The sequence below is a fragment of the Paraburkholderia dinghuensis genome, assembly GCF_003837865.1.
GTDB classification, from domain to species: Bacteria; Pseudomonadota; Gammaproteobacteria; order Burkholderiales; family Burkholderiaceae; genus Paraburkholderia; species Paraburkholderia dinghuensis.
The window spans coordinates 21,981-44,021 of sequence record NZ_RQIS01000008.1; the positions used below are offsets into that span (position 1 = coordinate 21,981).

Sequence of the window (22,041 nt, forward strand, 5' to 3'; positions counted from 1 at the left end):
GGATTCGTTTCACGCCGATTCTCCACATGAGCCGCAGTGCGCCGGTATCGGGGGAGAAGAAGCGTTCCGTGGCAGGTCAACTCCCGCGATTGCTCGCTAAGCTGGAACTCGCAAGCCCGAATTTCTGCTGAATACGGGTAGCACGGAAAAAGCGTTCTGCGCCCGGTCCAGTAAGGCTTTGAGAGAATTCTTACTCCCTCCGCGGAACGCTTCTACGAGAGGTCGCGGAACGTTTTCAACTGGTGCGAACAAAGAGACATCGCCACGCACCCCACCCTCACTCCACCGTCACCGACTTCGCAAGATTACGGGGCTTATCCACATCCGTACCACGCGCACAAGCTGTGTGATACGCGAGCAATTGCAGCGGCACGACGTGCAGGATCGGCGAAAGCAGCCCGTAGTGCTCAGGCATCCGAATGACGTGAATGCCGTCTTCACTCGTGATGTGCGTATCGGCATCCGCGAAAACATACAGTTCCCCGCCGCGCGCGCGCACTTCCTGCATGTTCGACTTCAGCTTCTCGAGCAGCGCGTCGTTCGGCGCAACCGTCACGACAGGCATCGCCTCAGTCACGAGCGCGAGCGGACCGTGCTTGAGCTCACCGGCCGGATAGGCCTCGGCGTGGATGTACGAGATTTCCTTGAGCTTGAGCGCGCCTTCCAGCGCGATCGGGTAGTGCAGCCCGCGGCCGAGGAAGAGCGCATTTTCCTTGCGCGCGAACTCGTCCGCCCACGCGATGATCTGCGGCTCCAGCGCGAGCACGCCGTTGAGCGCGGCGGGCAAGTGGCGTAGCAGTTTCAGGTATTGCGCCTCCTGTTCCGCACTCACATGACCGCGCAGCTTCCCGAGCGTGACGGCGAGAATGAAGAGGCCGACGAGTTGCGTCGTGAACGCCTTCGTCGATGCCACGCCGATCTCGCGGCCCGCGTGCGTGAGGAAGTTGAGTTCGGTGAGCCGGACCATGTGGCTCGTTGCAACGTTGCAGACCGCCAGCGTGTGCTCCATGCCAAGCGACTGCGCGTGCTTGAGGGCCGCGAGCGTATCGGCAGTTTCGCCCGACTGCGAGATCGTGACGACGAGCGCGCGAGGATTCGGCACCGACTCGCGATAACGGTATTCGCTGGCAATCTCGACTTCGGTGCGGATCTTCGCCACCGATTCGAGCCAGTACTTCGCCGTGACACCCGCGTAGTAGCTCGTGCCGCACGCGAGGATCAGGATGCTGTCGATGCCCTTGAACACTTCGCGCGCATTCGCACCGAACAGTTCGGGCTCGAACGTGTCGGTGGCGGGGATCGTGTTGCCGATCGCGCCCGGCTGCTCGAAGATTTCCTTTTGCATGTAGTGACGATACGGACCGAGTTCGACCGTACCGCCGTACGCCAGGACTTCACGCGCTTCACGCTGGACTTCGCTGCCGCCGCGCTCGGCGATGCGCACGCCTTCGAGCGTCAGTTCGCAGACGTCGCCCTCTTCCAGATAGACCACGTGGCTCGCACTACCCGCGATGGCAAGCGCATCCGATGCGAGAAAATTCTCGCCGCTGCCAAGGCCGACCACGAGCGGCGAGCCCGCACGCGCGCCCACGACGGTGTGCGGCTGATCCTTGTGCACGACACCGATCGCATAAGCGCCCGCGAGCTGCTGCACGGCCTCGCGCACGGCCGAGAACAGATCGCCCTTATAGAGGCTGTGAATCAGGTGCGCGATGACTTCCGTGTCGGTCTGCGAAACGAACTCGTAGCCCTTCGCGCGCAGAGCCTCGCGCAACGCCTCGTAGTTTTCGATGATGCCGTTGTGGACGATCGCGAGCGCATTGCGCGAGAAGATCGGATGCGCGTTGTTCACCGTCGGTGCGCCATGCGTGGCCCAGCGCGTGTGCGCGATGCCGGTGACGCCTTCGAAGTGCGACTCGCGCGCCTGCTCGTCGAGTTCAGCCACGCGGGACACGCTGCGCACGCGCGCGGGGCCTTCGCTTGTGACGACGGCGACGCCGCACGAATCGTAGCCGCGATATTCGAGGCGCCGCAGTCCTTCGATCAGGACGGGCACGATGTTACGTTGAGCTACTGCGCCGACGATGCCGCACATGAGTTTCTATCCTCTTCAGCAGGAAAATGAATGGCCGCACGGGGGCGGCCGTTTGCTGCGTTATTTCTTCTTCTTGACCGGCCGCGCGTAGCCGGCCTTCGAGACCTGCGATTTTTCGTTGAGCACGAGCATGTCGTCGGCGACGTCCTTCCACACGGTCGTACCCGCCGCGATCGTCACGCCGCGGCCCACGCGCACCGGCGCGACCAGTTGCGTATCCGAGCCGACGAACACGTTGTCCTCGATCACCGTACGGTGCTTGTTCGCGCCGTCGTAGTTACACGTGATGGTGCCCGCGCCGATGTTCACACCCGCGCCAATATCGGCGTCGCCGACGTAGCTCAGGTGATTCGCCTTCGACCCGTGACCGATGTTCGCGTTCTTGACCTCGACGAAGTTGCCGACGTGCACTTCGTCCGCGAGCTTCGCGCCCGGGCGCAGACGCGCATACGGTCCAAGCACGGCCTGCGCGCCGACGCTCGCGTCTTCGATGTGCGTGTAGGCGTCGATGCGCGTGCCCGCGCCGATCGCCGCATTCCGGATCACGCAGTTCGGACCGATGGTGACGTTGTCCGCGAGCGTCACGTCGCCCTCGAACACGCAGTTCACGTCGATGAACACATCGCGTCCGCACGTGAGCGTGCCACGGACGTCGATGCGCGCCGGGTCCGCGAGCGTCACGCCTGCGACGAGGAGCGAGTCGGCAACGTTGCGCTGATAGACGCGCTCGAGTTCGGCGAGTTGCTGCTTGCTGTTGACGCCGAGCGTTTCCGCTTCGTCGTCGGGCTGCGCCGTCACGATGGGATGGCCCGCGGCTTTCGCCTGCTCGACGACATCGGTGAGATAGAACTCGCCCTGCGCGTTGTCGTTCTTCAGCGCGGCGAGCCAGCCCGCCAGCGGCGCGGTGGGTGTCACGACGATGCCGGTATTGATCTCGGCGATCTCGCGCTCGGCAGCGCTTGCGTCTTTCTGCTCGACGATACGCACGACCTTGCCCGCCGCGTCGCGCACGATGCGGCCGTAGCCGGTGGGATCGTCGAGCGTGACGGTCAGGATGCCGTAGCCATTGCGCCCGGCAGCGTCGGTGAGGCGCCGAAGCGTCGACGCGCGCGTGAGCGGCACGTCGCCGTAGAGCACGAGCGTCGGCACGTTCGGATCGATAAGCGGCAGCGCCTGCGCGAGCGCGTGGCCGGTGCCGAGCTGCTGCTCCTGCACCGCGAACTGCACGTCGGGTGCGGCAACCGCTGCGCGCACGGCGTCCGCGCCATGGCCGATCACCACGACGAGCCGCGTGGGATCGAGCGTGCGGGCGGTATCGAGAACGTGCGAGAGAAGCGGCCGACCGGCCAGCGGATGGAGCACTTTCGGCAGCGCGGAATGCATGCGCTTGCCCATGCCCGCGGCAAGAATCACGATGTTCATTGCATCGGTGAACTGGGGAATTTGAAGGTGCCGATTTTAGCATGCAGACCCACCCTCAACCGGCTTCCCCACGCCCTTTAAGCCCTGTCCTACAAGGTTCCGGGCCATCTTGCCAGCCGGCGCCGGAATTCCGGCACCGGCCTTCAGCGCCCCTCAAAGATCATCAAATTTCGCGAACGAAATCGGCGTGCCTTCGGCGGACGGCGACAGCGTATCGGTCGAGCACGGATCCTCGTCGAAGGCGATGTCGCCCTGCGGGTCCGGCTCGCCCGTTGCGCGCAGGCCCTTGAAGCCGAACAGCGACGCATCCATCAGGTGCGACGGCACGACATTGCCGAGCGCGTTGAACATGTTCTCCACGCGGCCCGGGAAGCGCTTGTCCCACTCGCGGATCATCGCCTTCATCTCGGCGCGCTTGAGGTTCGGCTGGCTGCCGCAGAGGTTGCACGGAATGATCGGGAATTCGCGCAGTTCAGCGTACTTCTCCAGATCCGTCTCCTTCACATACGCAAGGGGTCGGATGACGACATTCTTGCCGTCGTCGGACTGGAGCTTCGGCGGCATGCCTTTCAACTTGCCGCCGTAGAACAGGTTCAGGAGCAGTGTCTGGAGGATGTCGTCGCGATGGTGGCCGAGCGCGATCTTCGTCGCGCCGAGTTCGCCGGCCACGCGGTAAAGGATGCCGCGGCGCAGACGCGAGCACAGCGAGCACGTGGTCTTGCCCTCGGGCACAACGCGCTTGACGATGCTGTACGTGTCCTGATTCTCGATATGGAACGGCACGCCGATTTTCGTCAGGTACTCGGGCAGCACGTGCTCGGGAAAGCCCGGCTGCTTCTGATCGAGGTTCACCGCGACGATATCGAAGTGGATCGGCGCGCGCTCGCGCAGGCGCAAGAGAACGTCGAGCAGCGCGTAGCTGTCCTTGCCGCCGGACAGGCAGACCATCACCTTGTCGCCGTCCTCGATCATGTTGTAGTCGCCGATCGCCTGACCGACCTGGCGCGCAAGCCGCTTGAACAGCTTGTTGTTCTCGTACGCTTCCTTCTGCTCGCGGCGCGTGAGCGCGCGGCGCCCGGACGACCCGGCTTCGTCGGTCACGTCCTGCTCGACGGGGAGGTTTTCGGGGGCGTTCATGAATCAGTCCTCTTTGATGCGAAAGACTTCGACGCCCACCGCGTCGCAGTCCGGATAAACGTCGGGCTTCTCGGTCGAGAGACGCACCGCGCGCACGAGCGGGTGCGCGAGCAGGGCCGTCGCGAGGTCGTCGCAGAGCGTTTCCTGCAGATGGATATGGCCCTGGCTGACGCGCGCCGCCACGGTCGCGCGCATGAAGTCGTAATCGACCACTTCGCGCAGTTTGTCCTCGTGCGGCGTCGTCTTGTCGAGCGGCACGTAAAGGTCGACGTTGATCACAACGCGCTGTTCGCCGCGTTTTTCGAAGTCATGCACGCCGATGTTGATGTTGACTTCGTAGTTGCGCAAAAAAAGCCGGCGGCAATCGGCGAGCCGGGGGTGCAGCAAGACGGCGGACATAGTGGTTCCAGTCGATATAAAAGGTGCCTTCGCGGCACGCACGCGGGACGCCTTGCGTCCGCGGGTCATACGGTATTCCATGGCTCGCGCGCGCCGCGGCGCTCATTCTGGCGCTCATACGCACACGCGCGCACCCAGGCGTTCTGACGCGCTATTCCGGCGTCGCCGTTCAGCCGCCCGTCAAAAACATCACATCGCGCGGCAGCGGCACAAGGTGCTGGCCACCGTCGACGACAAGCGTCGTCCCGGTCACGCCCGACGCCCCCGCCAGATACAGCGCAGCCTCCACGAGATCGGCGGGCCGCGACGCGCGGCCAAGCGGCGTCATCTTGTGCGCAGCCGCGAAGCCTTCCGGCGTCTGGTCGCCCGATTGCATCGTGAGACCCGGCGCGAGTCCGACCACACGCACCTTCGGCGCGAGCGCCTGGGCGAGCGAGACGGTCGCGTTCGCGAGCGCGGCCTTCGTCAGCGTGTACGAGACGTAGTCCGGATTCATGTTGTACAGCTTCTGGTCCAGCACGTTGATGACGCAGGTGCGCAACGACTCGTCGGTCACGGCGGCTTCGGGCGTCGCTTCGTACAGCGTGCGCGCCAGCACGATCGGCGCGCCCACGTTGATCGCCGTGAGGCGCAGCAGCGTCTCGTAGCTGAAGTCGCGCGCCGTGTCTTCCTCGAAACGCGACGCGTTGTTCAGCACGCACGCGGGCCGACCGAGCGCCGCCGTGCATGCGCTCATGAGCCGCGCGACGTCGGCTTCGCTCGCGAGGTCGGCGTGCAACGCCACCGCGCGCCGGCCGAGCGCTTCGATTCCCGTGACGACTTCGTCGGCCTCTTCACGCGAATCGCCGTAATGCACGGCCACGTCCCAGCCCCGCGCCGCAAAACCGAGCGACAACTCGCGCCCGATCCGGCGCGCACCACCCGTGACCAGCACCACGCGCACCGAAGCCGCGGACACCGAATCGGGGCCGGATGCATCCGAGGCGCCAGCGGAACCGGTGAAACCGGGAACTGGGCGGGTGCCGGGATTTGCGCTCATTTACAATGCCGGGATGAATCCGAAAGCTCACGAACCCGATAGTTTACCTGTTCCCGAGCCGATCGCGCTCGCGCAGTCTGACGCGCTCGCGGCGATGATCCGCGCCGAGATCGTAGCGGCAGGCGGCTGGCTGCCGTTCGAGCGTTATATGGAACGCGCGCTCTACGCGCCCGGACTCGGCTACTACACCGGCGGTGCGCGCAAGTTCGGCCTTCTCGCCGACGACGGTAGCGACTTCGTCACCGCGCCCGAAATGTCGCCGCTCTTCGCTTCGACGCTCGCCCGCGCCATCGCCGAAGCGCTCGCGGCCAGCGGCACGCGCGCACTGATGGAGTTCGGCGCGGGCACGGGCAAACTCGCTGCAGGCATCCTTCTTGCGCTCGACGCGCTCGGCGTGGAGATCGATTCGTACTGGATCGTCGATTTGTCGGGTGAATTGCGTGTGCGCCAGCGCGTGACGATCGAAGCGCTCGCGCCGCATCTCGCGAGCCGCGTGACGTGGCTCGACGCGCTGCCCACGCAGTTCGAGGGCGTGGTGATCGGCAACGAAGTGCTCGACGCGATGCCTGTGAGTCTCTTCGCGCGCAAGGACGCGGTGTGGCACGAGCGCGGCGTCGCTGTGAACGCGGACGGCGCATTCGTCTTCTCGGACCGTCCGGCGATGAGCGGTCGCGATGCGCACTGGCCCGACGGCGTGCTCGCAGGCATAGAAGGCAGCGAGGACTACGTGGCCGAAACGCACGACGCGGCGCTCGCGTTCACGCGCACCGTCTGCGCGATGCTCGTGCGCGGCGCGGCGTTTTTCATCGACTACGGTTTTCCGCGTCGCGAGTTCTATCACCCGCAGCGCGTGCAGGGCACGCTGATGTGCCACTACCGCCATCGCGCGCACGATGACCCGTTCCTCTACCCCGGCCTGCAGGACATCACAGCGCACGTCGAATTCACGGGCGTGGCGCAGGCAGGCGTCGAGGCGGGAGCGGACCTGCTCGGCTACACCTCGCAGGCGCGCTTCCTGATGAACGCGGGTATCACCGACGTGCTTTCGGAACTCGATCCACGCGACGCCGCGCGCTTTCTGCCTGCCGCGAATGCGGTGCAGAAGCTCGTATCGGAATCGGAGATGGGCGAACTCTTCAAGGTGATCGCGTTTTCGCGCGGCATCGAAGGAACGCTGACCGCGTTCGCGCGCGGCGACCGCAGCCACACACTCTGAACGCCATGATCCGCTGGTTCCTCACCACGTTCATCGCCGTCGCGATCCTCTCGGGCGCGCAGCCGTGGCTGCGCAAGCTCGGCATCGGCAGGCTGCCCGGCGATGTCACGTTGCGCCTCTTCGGCCGCGAATATCCGCTGCCGTTCATGTCGACGCTCGTGCTTTCGATGGTGCTTTCGCTGATCGTGCGTTCGCTTTGAGCGAAGTGCACGGCGCCGGATGAGACCGCGTGGCGGCCTGTTCCGGCGCACGCGAATTGAGCGCTCAGCGTGCCGCCAGCGCGTCCTCCACCGCCGTCACCCGCGCGCGGTGCACCGCTTCCTTGATCTTCTCGGCACCGCCGTCGCAATCACGCGCAATCGCGCCCGCATCGACGGCGCGAGCGGCCACCAGCGCCACGCGCAGCCGCTCGGCCTGCGGATGCGGCGCCGCTTCCCAGCCGAGACGCCCACGCAGATCAGCTTCGCAGGCCTGCAGCGCCTCGGCGAAACGTGCGGGCTTGCGCAGCGCGTCGCAGCGTTCGAGCATGCGCACGACCGCTGCCGCGCCCATCTCGGTCACGCGATGCATGTTGCTGTGCTCGCGCGCGACCAGCACGGCCAGATCGCGGCAGTCGTTGGGCACGCGCAAGCGTTCGCACAGCGGTTTGAGCAGATCGACACTCCGCCCTTCGTGGCCGATGTGGCGCGGCAGAACGTCCTCAGGCGTGTTCCCCTTGCCGAGATCGTGCGTGAGCGCGGCGAAGCGTACCGGCAGCGCGTAGCCTTGCGCGGCCGCGTGGTCGATCACCATCATCACGTGCACGCCGGTGTCTACTTCGGGGTGATAGTCCGCGCGCTGCGGCACGCCGAAGAGGCCATCCACTTCCGGCAGCACGCGCGCGAGTGCGCCGCATTCGCGTAGCACTGCGAACATACGCGACGGCTTGTCCTCCATGAGCCCGCGCGCCACCTCCTGCCATACGCGTTCGGGCACGAGCGCATCGGCTTCGCCCGCTTCGACCATGCGCCGCATCAGCGCCATTGTTTCGGGCGCAACGGTGAAGTCGGAAAAGCGGGCGGCGAAACGCGCCACGCGCAGGATGCGCACGGGGTCTTCAAGAAACGCGTCGCCGACGTGGCGAAATACGCGCGCTTCGAGATCGGCCGCGCCATCGAACGGATCGACGACCGTTGTGCTCATCACGTCGCCCGGCAGCACTTCGCGCGCCATCGCGTTGATCGTGAGATCGCGGCGCGCCAGGTCCTCCTCGAGCGTCACGTCGGGCGCGTAGAAAAACTGGAAGCCGTGATAGCCGGCGGCCGTCTTGCGCTCGGTACGCGCAAGCGCGTACTCCTCCTGCGTCTGCGGATGCAGGAACACCGGAAAGTCCTTGCCCACCGGACGATACCCCTGTGCCGCCATCTGCTCGGGCGTGGCGCCGACCACGACATAGTCGCGGTCGCGCACGGGCAGCCCGAGCATCTCATCGCGGATCGCTCCGCCTACAACGTAGATTTTCATTCGTCGAGTTCGTCGTCGGCCACGATATGCGTTTCGCGGCGCCCGGCCTCGATCCACGCGGCAACTGCCGGAAGCGCCGTAACGCGCTGCGCGTACGCGGCGGCTTGCGGCGAGAGCTTCGGTTGATAGCTGTTAAAGCGCATCACGACCGGCGCATACATCGCGTCGGCAATGGTGAATTCGCCAAACAGGAATGGCCCGCCGCTTGCGGCAAGGCACTCGCACCAGATCGCGTCGATGCGCGCGATGTCGGCAAGCACGTCCGGCGTCGAGCCGACACCGGGACGCGTGAGGCGGATGTTCATCGGCATCGCACTGCGCATCGCGACGAAACCCGAATGCATTTCGGCGCTGACGCTGCGCGCGCGGGCGCGTGCGTTCGCGTCGCGCGGCCAGAGCGCGTGCTGCGGGAAGCGCTCGGCGAGCGTCTCCGCGATGGCGAGCGAATCCCAAACGGCAAAGCCGTCATCGGCCACGAGACATGGCACCTTGCCCGATGCCGAGTACTGCAGGATCGCGGACTTCGTGGCGGGCTCGTCCAGTTCGATCAGCGCTTCGTCGAACGCAATGCCGAAATGCGTGAGCAGCAGCCACGCGCGCATCGACCACGACGAGTAATTCTTGTCACCAATAGCGAGTTTCATCACGTCCCAGAAGTTAAGCGTTGAGAAAGCGGTCAGCGCCCCGCGCTCGCGCGGAACTGGTTAAGCCGCGAGCGTTGCGACGCGTCGCCCAGATAGAGCGGCGCGATCGTTTCGATGCTGGCCGGCTCGATGTCGAGTTCCGGCGCGAGCGGCCCGGAGAGCACACTGTCGACCTTCATCGAATCGAGGTTGTCGCGCGTGAGCATCGGCTCGCCGGGCGTCATTTCGAACGAGAGGGCCTGAAGCCGCCCGAACGTGCTGGGCAGCCGCACGATACGCGCATGGCGGCCCAACACTTCGCCGCTATACGCGAGCAGTTGTTCGAGCGTATAGACGGTCGGTCCGCCGAGTTCGTAAGTGTGCCCGGTTGCGGCGTCGAGATCGAGCACATTGACGATCGCCTTTGACACGTCGCCCACATAGACGGGCTGGAATTTCGCGTCGGGCATCGCGAGCGGAATCACGGGAAAGAGTTTCTCAAGGAGCGCGAAACGATTGAGGAACGTATCGCCAGGGCCGAACACCACCGATGGCCGGAAAATCGTCGACGCAAGCGACGTCGAAGCATGCACGGCCTTCTCGCCATCGCCTTTCGAGCGCAGATACATGCTCGGCGCGCGCGGATCGGCACCGATTGCGCTGATGTGGATGAGTCGGTGCACGCCCTTGCCCTCGCAGGCGGCGACGATCTTCGTCGGCAGTTCGACGTGCAGCTTCGCGAAGCCGGGGCCGTAGGGATCGCCGCGCCCACCGTTGAGGGTCCCGACGAGATTGATGACTGCATCGGCGCTTTCAACAAAGCTCGCGAGCGCGACAGGATCGAACACGTCGGCTTCGACGATGTCGACGGGGAGCATCGTGAGATGGCGCGCGTTGTAACGTCGTCGTGTGGCGACGCGCACGTCCTTGCCTGCTTCGACGAGCGCGTTGACGAGATGGCTGCCGATGAACCCCGAACCGCCGACAACTGCGATGGCTTGATGTCGCATCTCCGACCTCCCTGGGTGGACAGGCGGCGCTCGCAGCCGGGAACCGGATTCACCCGGCTGCGGTGCGCGAAGGCTGGGTGCCGCGCGCGCCGTCGTAGCCGCCGGCGCCTGGGCAGGCGCGGCGGCCAGGCGCTCAGGGCGCGATATAACCGAGACGCGCCTTCAGCGATTGCGGGCGACCCTCGAACAGCGCCGCATAGTAGACCGTGTTCGACAACACATTTTTCACGTAATCGCGGGTTTCCGCGAACGGAATGGTTTCCGCGAAGATGGCGCCCTCGACGGGCTGCTGCAACGTCTGCCGCCACGCGCGCGGGCGGCCCGGCCCGGCGTTGTAGCCCGCGGTGGCGAGCACGGCCGATCCATCGAATTGATTGTAGATCATCGACAGATAGTTGGTGCCGAGCAGGATATTCGTGTTGAGGTCATCGAGTTGGGCGCGTGAGAGCGGGCCGATACCGATCTTCTTCGCAACCATCTGCGCCGTGGCGGGCATGATCTGCATGAGGCCGCTCGCGCCTACACCCGAGCGTGCGTTCAGGATGAAGCGCGACTCCTGGCGGATGAGGCCGTAGGCCCATTCGACGTCGAGGCCGTTCGACTGCGCGTCGCGCTCCACAACATCGCGGAACGGCGCGATAAAGCGCAGCGAAAAGTCGTGGTCGGTCTGCGTGCGATCCGCCGTGTTGACGGTGCGGTCGAGCAACTGAATGCGCTTCGCGTACTCAGCGACGGCGAGCAACTGCCGGTCCGTCATGCCACGCAGCGGCCAGTTCCACTCGCGATTGCCTTCGAGTCGCAGATTCAGCGCGTAGAAACGCTGCGCAAGCGGGAAGCCCGGTGTCTGCCCGGCCTTGACGATCTCGGCCTCGGTGACGGTGGTCTTCGGCGGGAGCGTGATCTTCTGGCCGAGTTCTTCGAGCGCCAGTTGCCCGTAGAAGTTATAGCGCGGCGAGATCTGCGTGAACTCCTGGTTCGCCTGCGCGGTGTCACCGCCTTGCTTGAGCGCGCGCGCGTGCCAGTAGATCCACGCGGGCTGCGCGCGCAGCGCGGCGGGCATCTGCTCGATCGACCAGCGCACCATGTTCCAGTCGCCACCGAGGAGCGCGGCGCGCGTGCGCCATTCATAGGCGGGGTTCGAGAGCGGCGCATTCGCCGAAAGACGGTACCAGTCGAGCGCGGCCGGCATGCGCTTTTGCGCAGCCTGATAGCCGATCGTGCCCCAGCCGGTCGCGCGCTCGGGCGACGACAGCGACGGCGCGACGGCAGCGAAGGTCGCGGCGGCCGACGCCGGATCGTTGCGCGCCATCACCGTGATGGCGAGGAGCGCGAGCTGATGCGATTGCGGATCGGACGTCACGCCGCTCGCGAGCGTGCGCGGCGGCGTGCTCGTGGCCTGCGCGAAGGCGGCCGCGTCGGGCTGCTGCACGAGCGCGCCGAGCAGCCGGTAGCCCGTGGTGGTCTGGTTCTGCTCGTAGGCGAGACGGATCTGCTGCCACACGTCGTCGCCCGTGAACTGGCCTTTCATCGCGAGCGCCGTTACGAGGTCGACGCAACCATCGCCGTAATACCGCGGTTCGGTGAGCAGTGCGCGCGCGTCGTTCGCGACGTTCTCGCCGCGCGACGCGCGCGACTGGAGCGCGTAGCACTTCACCTGCGTGTCGTCGTCGAGCACGAAGCGCTGATATTGCTGATCGAAGTTCGTCCAGTCGTGGCGCGCGCCGAGCACGAGGAGCCAGTCGTTGCGCAGACGGTCGCCGATCGCCTCGCCGTCGTGGCGTTGCAGAAATGAAAGCACGGGCGCGTCAGGCGCGTCGACGCGCGCGTGACCCTGCGCGTCGAACAACTGCGGCTTGAGCTGGAAATACTCCAGATACGACGGCGCCGGGTAGTCCGGAATCATGGCAGCCAGTTGCGCGGCGCGCGCCGGATCGTTGTTGCGCGCGGCTTCGCGAAGCTGGATGAAAGTTTGATCGTCGGGGGAAAGCTGGGCACCTGGGGCGGGTGCGGCGGGCCGCACGGCGGACGCCGTGCTACACGCGACGAGTGCCGCGGCGGCCAGCGCGAAGCCGACCGCGCGATATACTCGAAAAAGGCGATTGCACATCATTATTTCTGGAACTCAAGGTGGAGCCAAGGATAGCACGCAACCCCCGCGCTCAATCCAAAAAGGACTGGCGTGCGGGACTGTTAGCAACACGTCTGGAAGCCGCGTCAGATGTGGTACGAAGCGGTGCGCTCGAAGCTCGGCTCGCGACGCTGGTCGAAGGGCTCGATCCGCGTTCGATCGGATTTTACTGGCCCTTGCGCGGTGAATTCGATGCGCGTGGCTGGATCGAGTCCTGGCTTGCCGCAGACACGTCGCGGCGCGCCGCGCTGCCTGTAATCGCCGAACGTCATGCGCCGCTCGCCTTCCACCTCTGGACACCCGATGCGCCGATGCGCGAAGGGCACCATGGCATCCCCGAACCGGCGTCGCAGGAACGCGCGACGCCCGATCTGCTGCTCGTGCCCTGTGTGGGTTTCGATGCCGACTGCTACCGGCTCGGCTATGGCGGTGGCTATTACGACCGCACGCTCGCCGCCTGGCCCGGCGACGCGCTGCCCGTCACGGTGGGAATCGCCTACGAGGCGTGCCGGATCGACGATGGCGTCCTCGAACGCGAGGCGCACGATCTGCCGCTCGACGCCGTCGTTACCGACACAGCCACGCACCTCACCGCGCGCTTCCCGGTTCGCCACGAGACGCGCTGACGTCGAGCGTCGGGATGACACGCCGCGTCGAGCAGACGCAGGCACTCAGCGCGACGCCGCCACACACGCGGCCGCGCCGTAGAGCCGGGACGCGCTGCGAATCCGTTGCCCGGTGCCGCCGATCTGCGCGTTCGTGAAACCGCTTTCCTCCCACGTCGCGCTTCGCCGCTTTTTCCTTCCTCATACGCTCCGGGAACGAGTTTGTCAGCGCGTCGGTCGCGACGCGGGCGTCCCCGATGTTGAGCACGAAGCGGAGATTATGAGATAAGGGATAAAGGCCTCCCCGAATCGCAGCGCTACACCGCTCGAGCCCCGATAGCGCCCGGCGTCGTGCCTTTGGCGGCGCCATTTGCGCCCCTTTTGCGCGCGGCAAGGCACAACCCCGGTACGAACCGCCCCTCCAATCGCAATGCCACACCCTACTCCCCGCATTTTTCCGCTTGGTGACGAAGCGCTCGTCTGCGAAGCGCCCCCGCCCGCGACGCTCGACGTCCAGCGTCGCGTCTGGGCCGTCGCTGCGCTCGCGCGCGAGTGGACTACCGTGTGCGAAGTCGTGCCCGGCATGAACAATCTCACGATCACTTTCGATCCGCTCGCCACCGACGCCGCATCACTGGCAGCCGCGCTCGAGGCCGCCTGGCACGACGCCGACGCCGCACCACACGCGGGCCGCGACGTCGAAATCCCGGTGACCTACGGCGGCGAAGACGGCCCGGACCTCGACGTCGTCGCGCACCACACGGGACTCGCCGCGGCCGACGTCGCCGCGCGCCATGCCGCGGCCGTCTATACCGTGTTCTTCCTCGGCTTCCAGCCGGGGTTCGCCTATCTCGGGGGACTCGACGCCGCGCTCCGCACGCCGCGCCGTCGCGAGCCGCGCATCGCAGTGCCGGCCGGATCGGTCGGCATCGGCGGCGAACAGACTGGCATCTACCCTTCGCGGTCTCCGGGCGGGTGGCAACTGATCGGCCGCACCGCCCTCACGCTCTTTGACCCCGCGCGCAATCCGCCTACGCTGCTTCTGCCGGGCGACCGCGTGCGCCTCACCGTCGCGGAGCTGTGCATATGATCGAAGTCGTCCGTGCAGGCCCGCTTAGCACCGTGCAGGATCGCGGCCGGCCCGGCTACAGGCATCTCGGCATCGCCACGTGCGGCGCGCTCGATTCCCTCGCGCTCGACGTCGGTAACCGGCTCGTGGGCAACCGGCCCGACGCCGCCGGTATCGAAGTGACACTCGGCCCCGTCGTGCTGAGCTTCGCGCGCGCGACGCGCATCGCCATCACCGGCACCGACTACGGCGCGACGCTGAGCGGCCGCCCTGTGTGGTCGTGGTGGAGCCTGCCCGTCGAGGCGGGCGAAGAACTCGTGCTGAATGGTCCGAAGCGCGGCATGCGCGCCTATGTGTGCGTGGCGGGCGGCATCGACGTCTTGCCGATGCTCGGCTCGCGCAGCACCGATCTCGCGGGAGGCTTCGGCGGACTCGCGGGCCGCGCGCTCAAGGACGGCGACCGGCTCGCCACTGGCGCGAGCGCAGCGCCCGGACGCGAGCGCGCATCGCTCGCCCCGGATGCGCCGCCGTTCGGCGTGAAATCGCCCTCGCTATGCGACTTCGCGAACGTAGGTGAACCGCATCGGCGCGGACGTCACCCAGACGCTCTCGCATGGGCAATGCCCGTACGCGTGCTCCGCGGCCCCGAATACGACAGCTTCGCGCCCGACGCGCAGCGAGCGTTCTGGTCCGACGAATGGATCGTCACGCCGAACAGCAATCGGATGGGCTATCGCCTCTCGGGCACGGCGCTCGAGCGCGACAGCGGCGTGGACCTGCTCTCGCACGCGGTGCTGCCGGGCACGATCCAGGTGCCGCCCAACGGTCAGCCGATCGTGCTGATGCGCGATGCGCAGACCACCGGCGGCTACCCGAAGATCGGCTCTGTGATCCGTGGCGATCTGTGGCGGCTCGCCCAGATGCGCCTCAATGGCGGCGTGCGCTTCGTGGAAACGACGCCCGCGATTGCGCGTAGGGTGCTCGAAGAGGAGCAGGCGTATCTGCGACAGATCGATACCGCGATCGCCATGCACGACGAAGGCTACGCGAGCCGCCGCCCGGCGCGCATCGCACGCAGTGGCGCGCAACCGACCACTTGCAGAGAAACATCATGATGACCATCGATCTGAACGCCGATCTCGGCGAAGGCTGCGGCTCCGACGAGGCGCTGCTCGACCTCGTCAGTTCCGCGAACATCGCGTGCGGCTGGCACGCGGGCGGTGCCAGCGCGATGCACGAGTGCGTGCGCTGGGCCGTTGAGAAAGGCGTGTCGATCGGCGCGCATCCCAGCTTCAACGACCCCGAAAACTTCGGCCGCAAGGAGATGGCCCTCCCCGCCGCCGAGATCTACGCGGGCGTGCTGTATCAACTGGGCGCACTTTCCGCGATCGCGCAGGCCGAAGGCGGGCGCATCGCGCACGTGAAACCGCACGGCGCGCTCTACAACCAGGCGGCGCGCGACGCGCAGATCGCGGACGCGATCGTCTCCGCCGTGCATGACTTCGATCCCTCGGTGGCCGTGTTCGCGCTCGCGGGCAGCGTTCTCGTGACGGCAGCGCGTGAGAGCGGGCTCGTTGCTGTAGAAGAAGTTTTCGCTGACCGTGGCTATCGCGCGGACGGCTCGCTCGTGCCGCGCAGCGAGCCGGGCGCACTGATCGACGATGAAGAGGCTGTGCTCGCGCGCACGCTCGCGATGATTCGTGAGCAACGCGTGCAGGCCGTCGACGGGGCGTGGGTGCCGCTCAGCGCGCAAACGATCTGCCTGCATGGCGACGGGCCGCACACACTAGCGTTCGCGCGGCGCATTCGGGCGGCGCTCGATGAGGCGGGGATCGGGGTGCGGGCAGCGACGGTGGACGAAGGGTGAGCGTCGGGTGCGTCGCGTGGTGGCGTTGTGGAAGCACGAGGCGCTCGTCTATCGCCGGTAGCTGAGAATCTTTGACGGTCCGGACGCCGTGCGGATGCTGTCGAACGACGTTGCGACGATGTCGAACGGGTACGCAAGTCGCTGTCTTGCGTTCTCTAAGGTGCACCAAAGGCCGTAGGGAATTGCGCACGCCGATATTCGCTGGGCTACACACCCCGGAAGCGCGCTACACGGCGGACACAATCCGCATTTCCTGCATTCGCCCAACCGCTGTTATACGTCGTCGAGGGAAGATGGCGAACGTGCACCTGCCAAACCGCAGCAAAGCGTTTGCTGTTCAATCAACCACACGATAAAGCCACCTCCCCAGCTGATTTGCATTCAGCCCTTCTGATTTTCAGTTGACGAAGTTCGGATAGATAGGGCGGATATCCACGGCGACCCCGCCAGCACCACCCATTTTGGGAACAATCCCATCGTCCCCTCGGAAAGAACCCGGTACCCTCGACGACTTCGCCCAACCGCGCGTCGTGCGTCCTCCGCCCGCCGCCAGCCCCACACGATCTCCATGGTCTCGACCCCCACCACCCCCGCGACGCCAGCCGAACAGTTCGCCGCCGCACTCGACGCCCACCGCGCAGGACGTCTCGACGAAGCGCAAGCCATCTATCGCGACATCCTCGCGCTCGATCCAGCCCACACGGACGCGCTGCACTATTACGGCGTCGCGCGCCATCAACTCGGCGACCACGAAGGCGCGCTCGCGCTGATGGACAGCGCCCTGCAGCTCGCCAGCGACAACGCGATCCTGTGGAGCAATCGCGGCCTCGCCGTACGCGCGCTTGGCCGCACCAGCTACGCGATCCGCTGCCTGCGCGAGGCGCTGCGCCTCGAACCCGGCTTTGCCGACGCACACAACAATCTCGGCATCACCCTGCAGGAGACGGGCGCCGACGAAGAGGCACTCGACCACTACCGCATGGCGCTCACACTCGATCCCGCGTTCGTGAATGCGCGCGTGAACGCGGGCATCGCGCTGGTAAAGCTCGGCCGTCCCGACGAAGCGCTCGCGCACTACCGCGAAGCGCTCGCGCAGGCCCCCCACGACACTGACGTCCACTTCAACCTCGGAAACGCGTACCTCGCGCGCGGTGACTACGACGCAGCCATCGAGCGCCTTCGCGTCGTAGTCGGGCAGCGCCCTGCGCATGCGGATGCGTGGGCGAATCTCGGCACCGCGCTCGGCCGGGCGGGCGACTACCGCGGCGCGGAGGCATGCTACCGCGAGGCGGTGGCGCTCAAGCCAAACGCGGCGAACCTCGTGTCGCTTGGCGCGTCGCTCGGTGCGCAGGGACGCAACGACGAGGAAGCGCCGTACTATCGCCGCGCACTCGAACTCGACCCCGAGCAAGCCGACGCCCGCCAGAACCTCGTCTGGCTCATGCTCAAGCGCGGCGAGTACCGCGAGGGCTGGGCGGAGTATGCGAAACGCTGGCGCGCGTGCGACTACTCGTCGTTCGACATCGAGGGCCTGCACGAGTGGCGCGGCGAACCGCTCGATGGCAAGCGCGTACTGCTCATACACGAGCAGGGTTTCGGCGACCAGATCCAGTTCGTCCGCTATGCAACGATGCTGCACGCGCGAGGCGCAACCGTGGATGTGTGCAGTACGCCTCCAGTGCTACGGCTGGCGCAGAGTGTGCGCGGCGTGCGACGCGCGTGGACGGGCGAGCCCGAAGGCGACTACGACTTCTGGGTCTACATGATGAGCATGCCGTCGTGCGTAGGCACCGAGCTCGACACGATTCCCGCCGAGGTGCCTTACCTCTTCGCACGCCCCGCGGACATCGAAGCCTGGCGGCCGCGCGTGCAGGCCGCGATGTTCGACGGGTTATCGCGTGCGGCAGCATCCGTATCGCGCCACGCGACGGAAGCAGCGCGGAGGACATCGCCGACGCGCGCAGGCACGAAGCCGCGCAAGCCGGCCGGCCACCGCAATGTGGGCCTCGTCTGGGCGGGCAACCCCGGCTTCTACAATGACCACAACCGCTCGGTGGCGCTCGCGGACTTGCGCCCGGTCCTCGAAAGCGAGCGGATCACATGGTTCTCCCTGCAGAAGGGCGACGCGGCGCGCGCGCAGATCGCGTCCCTCGGCGGCGAAATCGTCATCCACGACTTCAGCACCGATCTGCACGACTTCGCAGATACCGCCGCGCTCATCATGAATCTCGATCTCGTGATTGCGGTCGATACGGCTGTCGCGCATCTGGCGGGCGCGCTCGGCAAGCCGGTGTGGATCCTCGTGCCCGTGAATGGCGAATGGCGCTGGCTGGAAAAGCGCGCGGACTCGCCGTGGTATCCCACGGCGCGGCTCTTCCGTCAGCACGCGCTCGGCGACTGGCGCGGCGCGATCGAATCACTACGCGACGCGCTCGGCGAAAAGCCAAAGCGAACGCCGAAAACCGCCGATGCGAAGAAGACATCGCGGACCAAAACGAAAGAGGAAAACGGCGCGCCGGACACCGCCGCCTAACCAGCCAGATAACGGGCGGCGAAAGCCGCCACCTCGAAACCGCCGTTCACGCCGGATCGACAGTGAAGCCACGCTGGCGCAGCAGCGCCAGTACGCCTTTCGGCCCGCCCAGGTGCAGCGCGCCGATCGCGACAAACAACGGCTTGTTGGGTGCGGCGATCTGCAACATACGCGCGACGAAGCGGCGGTTGCGCTCGTAGACGATGCGGTTATCGACCGAATCCGATACCCGCTTATCCCGCGCGAGTTTTTCCGAACGCGCGGTGTCCCACGCGGCGATCGCATCGGCATCGCCCACGCGCCACAGATGCTGCAGCGCCTTCACGTCCGCAACGTTCTGGGCCTCAGGCTGCGCGAGATCCTGCGCCAGCATTTCGCGCTGCTGAGCAAGCGTAAGGCTCGTGAATGCGCGCATCTGTTCGCCGAGTGTCTCCAGCCCGACGATGCGCCGCCCCTTCAGCCGCAGAAACACGTTCTGCAATTGCGCCTCGGTGCCGTATTCGGTCTGCAGGCCCGCGCTCAGCGAATCGTAGGTCTCGACGAGCAGCGAAGCGAGCCACGGCCGCATCCGGCGGATTTCGGCGAGCGCATCGGGATTGCCGCGCATGCGCGCCGCGAGCTTCTGCCACAGGGAATCCGACAACAGTTGCGGCAAGCATGGCCGCTCACACACTCCGTACTTCGAAACGTCGTCCTGCGAGACGAGCAGATCGTCGGGCGAGAGTTCGAGGGCGAGCGTCGGCGACGCGTTGAGCGCCGCGAGTATCGACTGTCGAAACGGCTGGTTCGGCGGATAGTCGGCGGGGTCGCCCACGTGCAGCGTGCCGAGCAGGTAGATCGTGGTCGTGCCGTGCGTGGCGACGTAGAACGGCATGCGTGCCGGTTGCATGCGCACAGGACCGCCTGCGGTCGTGCCCGAGGCATAGCTCGGCACGGCGGGTGGCGCGTGGAAGCCGGGCAGGCCTGCACCGGTTGACGGACCGCCCGGCACCGGGACCGCCGGCCGGGCGCCCGGCGTATTGGCAGCGGCTCCCGCCGCGAACGCGGCGGGTACGAAGGTACGCGATTGCGGCGACACGCCGCGGATGAAACGAAACGTCGGGAACGTCGAAAAGGTCGAAGCGATGGGCGGCGAGGCGTTGCCATCGGACGCAGGGCGCGCGCTCAGCGCGAGCCGCAGCGGCCGGTCGAGCGATGGACCGAGGGCGACCGCCAGCGCGAGCAACGCGCCCGCGGCCCCCCGCCCCACAACACGCAATTTCGAAACGGCGCGACGGCCGCCTTCACTCAGGCGGCGCGTAAAACGACGCGCCGCCGTCGCTTCAGGCATCCTGTTCCCCTACCTCCTCTGCACGATGGCAGGATACCTGACGCCCATCCACAACGCGCAATACCGGGACCTCTTTGCGGCACCGCTCGATGGCATACGGGCAGCGCTGATGGAACGTGCAGCCCGACGGCGGATTGAGCGGCGAAGGCAGTTCGCCTTCGAGCTTGATCTTCACGCGGCGGTCCGACTCGAAGATCGCGGGCGTCGCCGACAGGAGCGACCGCGTGTACGGGTGGCGCGGGCGCTCGATCACCGTCTTCTTGTCACCGAGTTCAGCGACGCCGCCTAGGTACATGACCATCACGTCGTCGGCGACGTGCTCGACCACCGCGAGGTTGTGCGAGATGAACACGTAGCTCGTGCGGAACTCGTCCTGCAGGTCCATGAAGAGGTTCAGGATCTGCGCCTGGATCGACACGTCGAGCGCGGAAACCGGCTCGTCGGCGACGATGATCTGCGGATCGAGGATCATCGCGCGCGCAATCGCCACGCGCTGGCGCTGCCCGCCCGAGAACATGTGCGGATAGCGTTTCGCGTGCTCGGGCCGCAGGCCGACGATGCGCATCATGTGCGCGATGCGGTCCGCGCGCTCGGTGGCCGAGAGTTGCGTGTTGATCGCGAGCGGCTCGCCGAGCGTCTGCTCCACCGTCTTGCGCGGATTGAGCGACGCGAACGGGTTCTGGAACACCATCTGCACGCGGCGGCGCAGTGCGGCGATCTTCTCCTTGTTCGCGTGCGCGACATCCTCGCCGTCGATGACGAGACGGCCCGCGGTGGGCGGCTCGATCATCGTGAGCTGGCGCGCGAGCGTGGACTTGCCGCAGCCCGATTCACCGACCACCGCCAGCGTGCGCCCGCGCGTGAGCGAGAACGACACACCGTTGAGCGCCTTCACGGTGCCCGTGCCGAACATGCCGCGTTTGACGGTGTAGTGCTTCTTCAGATCCTCGGCGACGAGGACGCGATCTTCGTCGTGGCCTGCACTTTGAGGCGCGTGTTGCGGGACAGCGTTCATTGCGCGCCTCCATGTGTCGGGTTGGCCGCGCGATTGTGTGCATCGTGCGCATCATGCGGATCGCGCATGTCGTGCAGATTGAGCGGCTTGATGCAGCGGACCTGCGTAACGACGTCGAAGCCCGGCACCTTGTCGAGCGCAGGACGCGCCTTCATGCAATCGTCCACCACATACTTGCAGCGCGGCGCGAAGAGACAGCCGCGCGGACGGTCGTCGCGTCCCGGCACCATGCCCGGCAGCGCGGCGAGCCGCACGGCGCCCCGGTTGTGCTCGGGGATGGCGGCAAGCAGCGCCTCGGTGTACGGGTGATGCGGCTTCGCGAAGATATCGGGCACACGGTTCGTCTCGATGATTTCGCCCGCGTACATGACGGCCACGCGTTGCGCGACCTCGGACACCACAGCGAGATCGTGCGAGATCAGCACGAGCGCCATGCCGCGCTCCTTCTGCAAGCGCACGAGCAGTTCCATGATCTGCGCCTGGATCGTGACGTCGAGCGCCGTGGTGGGCTCGTCGGCGATCAGGAGCTTCGGGTTGCACGCCACGGCCATCGCGATCATCACGCGCTGGTTCATGCCGCCCGACATCTGGTGCGGGAAGTTGCCGATGCGATTCTTTGCGTCGGGGATGCCCACCTGATCGAGCAGTTCGAGCGCGCGCTTTTCGAGTGCCGCGCCACGCAGGCCCTCGTGCAGCTTCAGCACTTCCTTGATCTGATAACCGACGGTGTAGCTCGGATTCAGACTCGTAAGCGCGTCCTGGAACACCATCGCGATTTCGTTGCCCACGATCTTGCGGCGCTGCCTGCCGCTCGCGTTGAGCAGGTCGCGGCCATCGAACGTGATCGAATCGGCGGTGACTTTCCCGGGCGCATCGATGAGGCCCATCAGCGCCATCATCGTCACGCTCTTGCCTGAGCCCGATTCGCCGACGATGCCGAGCACCTCGCCCGGCGCCACCGAGAGATTCACGCGGTCCACGGCGGGCAGGCCGCCGAAGTTCACCGCCAGATTGCGGATGGTCAGCAAGTCTTTTGTCTGATTGTTCATG

General features: G+C 66.3%; 19 protein-coding genes. 7 read left to right on the forward strand and 12 right to left on the reverse strand.

Features of this window, described 5'->3' with window-relative positions; genetic code table 11:
- Positions 1-277 precede the first annotated feature (277 nt).
- The 5 genes from glmS to D1Y85_RS12380 form a co-directional block, all read right to left on the reverse strand.
- Positions 278-2,095 (reverse strand): glutamine--fructose-6-phosphate transaminase (isomerizing), encoded by a 1,818-nt coding sequence (gene glmS, locus D1Y85_RS12360; RefSeq protein WP_124151355.1) that lies wholly within the window; start codon positions 2,093-2,095, stop codon positions 278-280.
- A 60-nt stretch (positions 2,096-2,155) separates the two neighbouring features.
- Positions 2,156-3,517, reverse strand: coding sequence for a bifunctional UDP-N-acetylglucosamine diphosphorylase/glucosamine-1-phosphate N-acetyltransferase GlmU (glmU, locus tag D1Y85_RS12365; protein ID WP_124151356.1), 1,362 nt, complete (start codon positions 3,515-3,517; stop codon positions 2,156-2,158).
- 153 nt (positions 3,518-3,670) lie between these two features.
- The gene (gene ttcA / locus D1Y85_RS12370) at positions 3,671-4,654 is read right to left on the reverse strand and encodes a tRNA 2-thiocytidine(32) synthetase TtcA (RefSeq protein WP_124151357.1); all 984 of its coding nucleotides are present in this window, start codon (positions 4,652-4,654) and stop codon (positions 3,671-3,673) included.
- Positions 4,655-4,657: 3 nt separating this feature from the next.
- Positions 4,658-5,053: a dihydroneopterin aldolase gene (locus tag D1Y85_RS12375; protein WP_124151358.1), complete on the reverse strand. Its 396-nt coding sequence runs from the start codon at positions 5,051-5,053 to the stop codon at positions 4,658-4,660.
- 169 nt (positions 5,054-5,222) lie between these two features.
- A complete protein-coding gene (locus tag D1Y85_RS12380; RefSeq protein ID WP_124151359.1) occupies positions 5,223-6,092 on the reverse strand; it encodes an SDR family oxidoreductase in 870 nt (289 codons plus the stop codon).
- Between the two features lie 13 nt (positions 6,093-6,105).
- Here D1Y85_RS12380 and D1Y85_RS12385 point away from each other — a divergent pair, with 13 nt between their 5' ends.
- Together D1Y85_RS12385 and D1Y85_RS12390 are read left to right on the forward strand one after the other, a co-directional pair.
- A complete protein-coding gene (locus tag D1Y85_RS12385; protein WP_124151360.1) occupies positions 6,106-7,308 on the forward strand; it encodes a class I SAM-dependent methyltransferase in 1,203 nt (400 codons plus the stop codon).
- 5 nt (positions 7,309-7,313) lie between these two features.
- Positions 7,314-7,508 carry a DUF2905 domain-containing protein gene (locus tag D1Y85_RS12390; protein ID WP_124151361.1) on the forward strand — a complete coding sequence of 65 codons (195 nt, stop codon included), beginning with the start codon at positions 7,314-7,316 and terminating at the stop codon, positions 7,506-7,508.
- A 64-nt stretch (positions 7,509-7,572) separates the two neighbouring features.
- On the opposite strand, the gene D1Y85_RS12395 is transcribed toward D1Y85_RS12390, so the two are convergent.
- The 4 genes from D1Y85_RS12395 to D1Y85_RS12410 form a co-directional block, all read right to left on the reverse strand.
- Positions 7,573-8,811, reverse strand: coding sequence for a multifunctional CCA addition/repair protein (locus tag D1Y85_RS12395; protein WP_124151362.1), 1,239 nt, complete (start codon positions 8,809-8,811; stop codon positions 7,573-7,575).
- On the reverse strand, positions 8,808-9,455 hold the full coding sequence (locus tag D1Y85_RS12400) for a glutathione S-transferase family protein (protein ID WP_124151363.1): 648 nt from the start codon (positions 9,453-9,455) through the stop codon (positions 8,808-8,810). The genes D1Y85_RS12395 and D1Y85_RS12400 overlap by 4 nt, the downstream gene beginning before the upstream one ends.
- 32 nt (positions 9,456-9,487) lie before the next feature.
- The gene (locus tag D1Y85_RS12405) at positions 9,488-10,444 is read right to left on the reverse strand and encodes a complex I NDUFA9 subunit family protein (RefSeq protein WP_124151364.1); all 957 of its coding nucleotides are present in this window, start codon (positions 10,442-10,444) and stop codon (positions 9,488-9,490) included.
- Positions 10,445-10,577: 133 nt separating this feature from the next.
- A complete protein-coding gene (locus tag D1Y85_RS12410; RefSeq protein WP_124151365.1) occupies positions 10,578-12,551 on the reverse strand; it encodes a lytic transglycosylase domain-containing protein in 1,974 nt (657 codons plus the stop codon).
- Between the two features lie 8 nt (positions 12,552-12,559).
- On the opposite strand from D1Y85_RS12410, the gene D1Y85_RS12415 reads away from it, so the two are divergent.
- The 5 genes from D1Y85_RS12415 (at position 12,560) to D1Y85_RS12435 (ending at position 18,646) form a co-directional block, all read left to right on the forward strand.
- The gene (locus tag D1Y85_RS12415) at positions 12,560-13,198 is read left to right on the forward strand and encodes a 5-formyltetrahydrofolate cyclo-ligase (protein WP_425466931.1); all 639 of its coding nucleotides are present in this window, start codon (positions 12,560-12,562) and stop codon (positions 13,196-13,198) included.
- Between the two features lie 409 nt (positions 13,199-13,607).
- The gene (gene pxpB / locus D1Y85_RS12420) at positions 13,608-14,267 is read left to right on the forward strand and encodes a 5-oxoprolinase subunit PxpB (RefSeq protein WP_124151367.1); all 660 of its coding nucleotides are present in this window, start codon (positions 13,608-13,610) and stop codon (positions 14,265-14,267) included.
- On the forward strand, positions 14,264-15,361 hold the full coding sequence (locus D1Y85_RS12425) for a 5-oxoprolinase subunit C family protein (RefSeq protein ID WP_124151368.1): 1,098 nt from the start codon (positions 14,264-14,266) through the stop codon (positions 15,359-15,361). The genes pxpB and D1Y85_RS12425 overlap by 4 nt, the downstream gene beginning before the upstream one ends.
- Positions 15,361-16,113 (forward strand): 5-oxoprolinase subunit PxpA, encoded by a 753-nt coding sequence (pxpA, locus tag D1Y85_RS12430; protein WP_124151547.1) that lies wholly within the window; start codon positions 15,361-15,363, stop codon positions 16,111-16,113. Before D1Y85_RS12425 ends, pxpA begins: the two co-directional genes overlap by 1 nt.
- Positions 16,114-16,681: 568 nt before the next feature.
- On the forward strand, positions 16,682-18,646 hold the full coding sequence (locus D1Y85_RS12435; protein WP_124151369.1) for a tetratricopeptide repeat protein: 1,965 nt from the start codon (positions 16,682-16,684) through the stop codon (positions 18,644-18,646).
- 46 nt (positions 18,647-18,692) lie between these two features.
- Here the strand turns inward: D1Y85_RS12435 and D1Y85_RS12440 are convergent, their stop codons facing one another.
- The 3 genes from D1Y85_RS12440 to D1Y85_RS12450 are packed head-to-tail and all read right to left on the reverse strand — an operon-like array spanning position 18,693 to position 22,040.
- The gene (locus D1Y85_RS12440) at positions 18,693-19,976 is read right to left on the reverse strand and encodes a TraB/GumN family protein (RefSeq protein ID WP_246024895.1); all 1,284 of its coding nucleotides are present in this window, start codon (positions 19,974-19,976) and stop codon (positions 18,693-18,695) included.
- Entirely contained in the window at positions 19,969-20,991 is a 1,023-nt protein-coding gene (locus D1Y85_RS12445) for a peptide ABC transporter ATP-binding protein (RefSeq protein WP_124151370.1), read from the reverse strand. Before D1Y85_RS12445 ends, D1Y85_RS12440 begins: the two co-directional genes overlap by 8 nt.
- Complete coding sequence (locus D1Y85_RS12450; protein WP_246024896.1) at positions 20,988-22,040, reverse strand: ABC transporter ATP-binding protein; 1,053 nt, start codon at positions 22,038-22,040, stop codon at positions 20,988-20,990. The genes D1Y85_RS12445 and D1Y85_RS12450 overlap by 4 nt, the downstream gene beginning before the upstream one ends.
- Position 22,041 lies beyond the last annotated feature (1 nt).

Excerpts from the sequence above, each read along its gene's own strand:
- D1Y85_RS12405 (WP_124151364.1), bottom strand. The coding sequence starts at position 10,444 with ATGCGACATCAAGCCATCGCAGTTGTCGGCGGTTCGGGGTTCATCGGC.
- D1Y85_RS12435 (WP_124151369.1), top strand. The coding sequence starts at position 16,682 with ATGGTCTCGACCCCCACCACCCCCGCGACGCCAGCCGAACAGTTCGCC.
- D1Y85_RS12395 (WP_124151362.1), bottom strand. The coding sequence starts at position 8,811 with ATGAAAATCTACGTTGTAGGCGGAGCGATCCGCGATGAGATGCTCGGG.
- D1Y85_RS12440 (WP_246024895.1), bottom strand. The coding sequence starts at position 19,976 with ATGCCTGAAGCGACGGCGGCGCGTCGTTTTACGCGCCGCCTGAGTGAA.
- D1Y85_RS12375 (WP_124151358.1), bottom strand. The coding sequence starts at position 5,053 with ATGTCCGCCGTCTTGCTGCACCCCCGGCTCGCCGATTGCCGCCGGCTT.
- D1Y85_RS12385 (WP_124151360.1), top strand. The coding sequence starts at position 6,106 with ATGAATCCGAAAGCTCACGAACCCGATAGTTTACCTGTTCCCGAGCCG.
- D1Y85_RS12400 (WP_124151363.1), bottom strand. The coding sequence starts at position 9,455 with ATGAAACTCGCTATTGGTGACAAGAATTACTCGTCGTGGTCGATGCGC.
- D1Y85_RS12445 (WP_124151370.1), bottom strand. The coding sequence starts at position 20,991 with ATGAACGCTGTCCCGCAACACGCGCCTCAAAGTGCAGGCCACGACGAA.
- pxpB (WP_124151367.1), top strand. The coding sequence starts at position 13,608 with ATGCCACACCCTACTCCCCGCATTTTTCCGCTTGGTGACGAAGCGCTC.
- pxpA (WP_124151547.1), top strand. The coding sequence starts at position 15,361 with ATGACCATCGATCTGAACGCCGATCTCGGCGAAGGCTGCGGCTCCGAC.
- D1Y85_RS12380 (WP_124151359.1), bottom strand. The coding sequence starts at position 6,092 with ATGAGCGCAAATCCCGGCACCCGCCCAGTTCCCGGTTTCACCGGTTCC.
- D1Y85_RS12425 (WP_124151368.1), top strand. The coding sequence starts at position 14,264 with ATGATCGAAGTCGTCCGTGCAGGCCCGCTTAGCACCGTGCAGGATCGC.
- D1Y85_RS12410 (WP_124151365.1), bottom strand. The coding sequence starts at position 12,551 with ATGTGCAATCGCCTTTTTCGAGTATATCGCGCGGTCGGCTTCGCGCTG.
- glmU (WP_124151356.1), bottom strand. The coding sequence starts at position 3,517 with ATGAACATCGTGATTCTTGCCGCGGGCATGGGCAAGCGCATGCATTCC.
- glmS (WP_124151355.1), bottom strand. The coding sequence starts at position 2,095 with ATGTGCGGCATCGTCGGCGCAGTAGCTCAACGTAACATCGTGCCCGTC.
- ttcA (WP_124151357.1), bottom strand. The coding sequence starts at position 4,654 with ATGAACGCCCCCGAAAACCTCCCCGTCGAGCAGGACGTGACCGACGAA.
- D1Y85_RS12450 (WP_246024896.1), bottom strand. The coding sequence starts at position 22,040 with ATGAACAATCAGACAAAAGACTTGCTGACCATCCGCAATCTGGCGGTG.
- D1Y85_RS12390 (WP_124151361.1), top strand. The coding sequence starts at position 7,314 with ATGATCCGCTGGTTCCTCACCACGTTCATCGCCGTCGCGATCCTCTCG.